This window comes from Methylobacterium sp. CCH5-D2 (assembly GCF_001556475.1).
Taxonomy (GTDB): Bacteria; Pseudomonadota; Alphaproteobacteria; order Rhizobiales; family Beijerinckiaceae; genus Methylobacterium; species Methylobacterium hispanicum.
Window position 1 is genome coordinate 1 of record NZ_LSIX01000772.1, and the last position, 3,576, is coordinate 3,576.

Genomic DNA, 3,576 nt, shown 5'->3' on the forward strand with positions numbered 1-3,576 from the left:
GGGCTCGCCTGCCGCATCGTGCCGCCGGTGGCGCTCGGCACCGAGGCCGAGCCGATCTCCTCCTCGGGCATCCGCCGGGCGCTGGAGGCCGGCGACCTCGCCCGGGCGAACGCGCTGCTGGGCTACCGCTGGTTCGTGCTGGGCTCCGTCCGGCACGGGGACAAGCGCGGGCGGGTGCTGGGCTACCCGACCGCCAACGTGGCCCTGCCCGATTGCGGGCTCGCCCACGGCATCTACGCGGTGCGCGCGCGTCTTCCGGACGGCACCCTGCGGGACGGGGTGGCGAGCTACGGCCGCCGCCCGACCTTCGACGACGGCGCGCCCCTCCTCGAGGTGAACCTGTTCGACTTCGCGGGCGACCTCTACGGGCAGGAGATCGCGGTCGAGTTCGTGGCCTGGATCCGCGGCGAGGCGCGCTTCGACAGCGCCGAGGCGCTGGTCGTGCAGATGGACCGCGACGCAGCCGAGGCCCGCCGTCGGCTGGCCGCCGACGCCACGCCCTCGATGCTCGCCTGACGCTCTCCCGATTCCGGCCGGGCGCGGCCCGTGCTATGCAGGCGGCCCGGGGAATCAGGGACATCTGCGATGCTGGGACGCTTCGAGCGGGGTGCGAGCGGGGAGGCGGTCGTCGAGTACGGCGACGGCACCATGCGGGTGGTCAAGCCCGGCAGCTTCGTGCGCTGCGCGGTGACCGGCGAGGCGATCCCGCTCGACGCCCTGCGCTACTGGAGCGCCGCCCGCCAGGAGGCCTACGCCTCGCCCGAGGCGGTCATGACGCGCCTGAAGCAGACCGGCCGGCCCTAGACGGACATCGTCCCGAAAGAAAGTTGCCGCTTTCTGCGGCGGCAATGCAGCGACAGGAACCCGGAGCATCGCCCTCCGTGCGAGGTCGAGGGCGATGCTGCAAGTCTTTCGATCTGATTTTTAAACTAGTTATTAGATTTGTTTTTCTCGAAAATAGACCGTGAAACCAACAAAATTGTTTCCACATCCTGCGCTGTCGGCTCCGCTCCGAGGTCGCCATGGACGACCTTGTTTCTTAGGTCGATGAGAGCTCTGAGATGGCGCTCGGTCTCAGGTTCGATTGTTCCACTCATCGCGAGAGTCTGGATGACCGTCCCCGGCGGTTGCGGGCGACCATTCAGGTCGGTCTCGGTCATCCGCGCCGCAGCTTCCAGCAGTGACCACGATATGAGGAACGCGGCTTGGGTCTGTCCCTGGGCCAGGAGATCTCCCGCCATCGCGAGCTTCTCCAGAAACAGTTTCGACGTGGGTTGGGGGATGTCGACGCTGTCCCGCTCGTCGTCACCAATGTAGAAGACACGAAGTTGCCATTCGGGGTGGCCTTCGAACAGGTGGCGTATCAGCCGAAGGCTGAGGTCGGTCGCGCGATTGTTTCTGCTTTTTACCTCGATCGCAACCTTGTGGTCTGTTTTGACTGCAACGGCATCAGGTGTATACTGCTTCATGAATTCCGGCAGATCGCTTTTCCCCGGATAGAGATGAAAATGATATCCCTTGTTTTCGAAATGCGGACGCAGCGTTTCGATGAAGCGACGCTCCGCCTCCTGGGAGTATTGAGCCGACCTCATTGCGCTTGTCTCCAGCTCAAGTCATCTATGACTCTGATGTAGACCACAGGCGGTGTCGCTTCCAGCGCGGTGGCAAGCTGATCGCTCGGATCAATAAATTCCCAATCGACGCCTGGCTCGAATTTTTGCACGATGACCCGTTCGACAAACCTATCGTCGGCGTATGCCACGTTTATGAGGGCGTCCATGATGGGCTTGACGATATTATCGACGTCGCCGACCATCGGTGCTGCAGCGAGATAAAAGATCGTGAGCGCGACCGGTGCCGAGTATAGAAATCCGATTTCGTCGGTGGCGCGAGCGCGGTTCTGACCAGCGGTCTTGACGGTCGCCTTCCAGCGCTCCTTGGAGGTGCCGCTTCCCTGCAGCGAGATTGGCGTGCCCTCGACGACGACCTCGAATGGGTAAAGAGCGTTTTGGTCCGAATCGCTCACGGTCGTCCTACGTTCGATGCCCTTTGCAGCTTAGAGCAGAACGTTCTGATCCGGCTAGATGGCAGTCGGAGGTGCCAGGGGCAACACGGCTGGCGTTGCATTCGGCTCAGCGACCGGTGTGCGCGAACGTCCGTAGCCCGCCTTACTGCAGGGACAGACCTGCGAAGTCGGGTACATAAAGATCTGAGGCGAGCTGCACTGGCTTCTCGCATGGTCGAGGGGACCGGTGCCGATGCGGGAACCGTGCAGCCGGCCCCAGATACCTCGGTCCTACGGCTCGGCAAGGCGCGCCCGGTGCCGCGCCAGGGTGTCGAGCAGGATCGGCATGAAGGCCGAGCCGGCGTCGAGCCCGGCCGCGCCGCGCTCCAGCTCGGCCAGCGCCGCGCGCTGCGCCGCGAGGCCCTCGACCGCGTCGAGGCGCGCCCAGATCGCGGCGTCCGCCTCGCCCGCGTTGACCGGCCGCTCGGCGGCGAGCAGCCCCTCGAAGACCCGCAGCGTCTCCGCGCGGGTCATCGGCCTGACCCCGCTCGATGGCTGGCCCAATGCCCCTCCTGGCGGGCGCCCATCAGCCCCGCCGCCGCGAGGCCGATCCCGGCCACCAACGCGGCCGTGGTCAGCGGGTGGAGGCTGGCGCGGGTGTAGAGGCTCGTGCGCATCACGTGGCCCGGATGGCCGCCCGCGACCTCGCCGCCCGACCGGCTCGGCTCGTAGAGGGCGCCGGCCCGGTCGCGGGCGGGCTCATCGGTCTGCTGCTGGGCCGACATCGTGCGCCCGGCAAGGTCGAAGGCGCGGGGTGCCAGCTCCTTGGCGAGGCTCATCAGCCGGCCGCCCCCGCCCACGTAGATGTCGCGGCGCGGATGCACCATCGCGTGCAGGATGGCGTGCGCCACCTCCTCGGTGCGGTAGACCGGCGGCGGCAGCTTCGGCGCGTGGGGCGTGTAGTTCTTGGCGTTCTTCGCGAAGGGCGTGTCGATCGCCGCCGGCTTGATCAGCGTCACGGCGACGCCCGCGCCCTCCTCCTCCAGCTCGATCCGGAAGGCATCGGTGAAGCCTTTGATGGCGTGCTTGCTGGCGCAGTACATGCCCTGGAGCGGGAAGGCGATGTCGGACGCCACGCTGCCGAGATTGATCAGCACGCCGCCGCTGCGCTTGAGGTGGGGCGCGGCGACCAGCGAGCCGTGCACCACGCCCCAGAAGTTCGTCTGGAACAGGCGCAGGTTGTCGGCCTCGCTCACCTCCTCCAGGCGCCCGAAGATCGACAGGCCGGCATCGTTCACCCAGCTGTCGATGCGTCCGAATCGCCCCACCGCCTGGTCGGCGATGCGCTGGACCTGGGCGCGGTCGCCGACATCGGCCACCACGTCGAGGGCCTCGCCCCCCGCCGCCTCGATCTCCCGGCGGATCCGCGCCAGCGCCTCGCCGTTGCGGGCGGCGAGCACCACCTTGGCGCCCTTGCGCGCCGCCCGGCGGGCGGTCTCGAGGCCGATGCCGCTCGACGCGCCGGTGATGACCACGACCTGACGGTCGAGCGGATGGCGGGACTTCCACAT

Annotated in this window: 6 protein-coding genes; 2 read left to right on the plus strand and 4 right to left on the minus strand. The window is 67.2% G+C overall.

Features of this window, described 5'->3' with window-relative positions; all coding sequences use genetic code 11:
• Together AX737_RS20640 and AX737_RS20645 are read left to right on the plus strand one after the other, a co-directional pair.
• Positions 1–516, plus strand: a 516-nt coding sequence (locus tag AX737_RS20640) for a riboflavin kinase (protein WP_280949095.1), incomplete at its 5' end; no start/stop codon positions are given.
• Between the two features lie 69 nt (positions 517–585).
• The gene (locus AX737_RS20645; RefSeq protein ID WP_066924514.1) at positions 586–804 is read left to right on the plus strand and encodes a DUF2093 domain-containing protein; all 219 of its coding nucleotides are present in this window, start codon (positions 586–588) and stop codon (positions 802–804) included.
• 125 nt (positions 805–929) lie between these two features.
• Here the strand turns inward: AX737_RS20645 and AX737_RS20650 are convergent, their stop codons facing one another.
• From AX737_RS20650 to AX737_RS20665, 4 genes are all read right to left on the minus strand, one after another.
• Positions 930–1,592, minus strand: coding sequence for a hypothetical protein (locus AX737_RS20650; RefSeq protein WP_066924516.1), 663 nt, complete (start codon positions 1,590–1,592; stop codon positions 930–932).
• Positions 1,589–2,026: a RusA family crossover junction endodeoxyribonuclease gene (locus AX737_RS20655; RefSeq protein ID WP_066924518.1), complete on the minus strand. Its 438-nt coding sequence runs from the start codon at positions 2,024–2,026 to the stop codon at positions 1,589–1,591. Before AX737_RS20655 ends, AX737_RS20650 begins: the two co-directional genes overlap by 4 nt.
• A 270-nt stretch (positions 2,027–2,296) precedes the next feature.
• On the minus strand, positions 2,297–2,539 hold the full coding sequence (locus tag AX737_RS20660) for a hypothetical protein (protein WP_066924520.1): 243 nt from the start codon (positions 2,537–2,539) through the stop codon (positions 2,297–2,299).
• Positions 2,536–3,576 carry an SDR family oxidoreductase gene (locus AX737_RS20665; protein ID WP_066924521.1) on the minus strand — a complete coding sequence of 347 codons (1,041 nt, stop codon included), beginning with the start codon at positions 3,574–3,576 and terminating at the stop codon, positions 2,536–2,538. Before AX737_RS20665 ends, AX737_RS20660 begins: the two co-directional genes overlap by 4 nt.

What these genes read in the sequence shown, in the direction of transcription:
- AX737_RS20645 (WP_066924514.1), top strand. Translation starts at nt 586, where the DNA reads ATGCTGGGACGCTTCGAGCGGGGTGCGAGCGGGGAGGCGGTCGTCGAG.
- AX737_RS20650 (WP_066924516.1), bottom strand. Translation starts at nt 1,592, where the DNA reads ATGAGGTCGGCTCAATACTCCCAGGAGGCGGAGCGTCGCTTCATCGAA.
- AX737_RS20660 (WP_066924520.1), bottom strand. Translation starts at nt 2,539, where the DNA reads ATGACCCGCGCGGAGACGCTGCGGGTCTTCGAGGGGCTGCTCGCCGCC.
- AX737_RS20665 (WP_066924521.1), bottom strand. Translation starts at nt 3,576, where the DNA reads ATGTGGAAGTCCCGCCATCCGCTCGACCGTCAGGTCGTGGTCATCACC.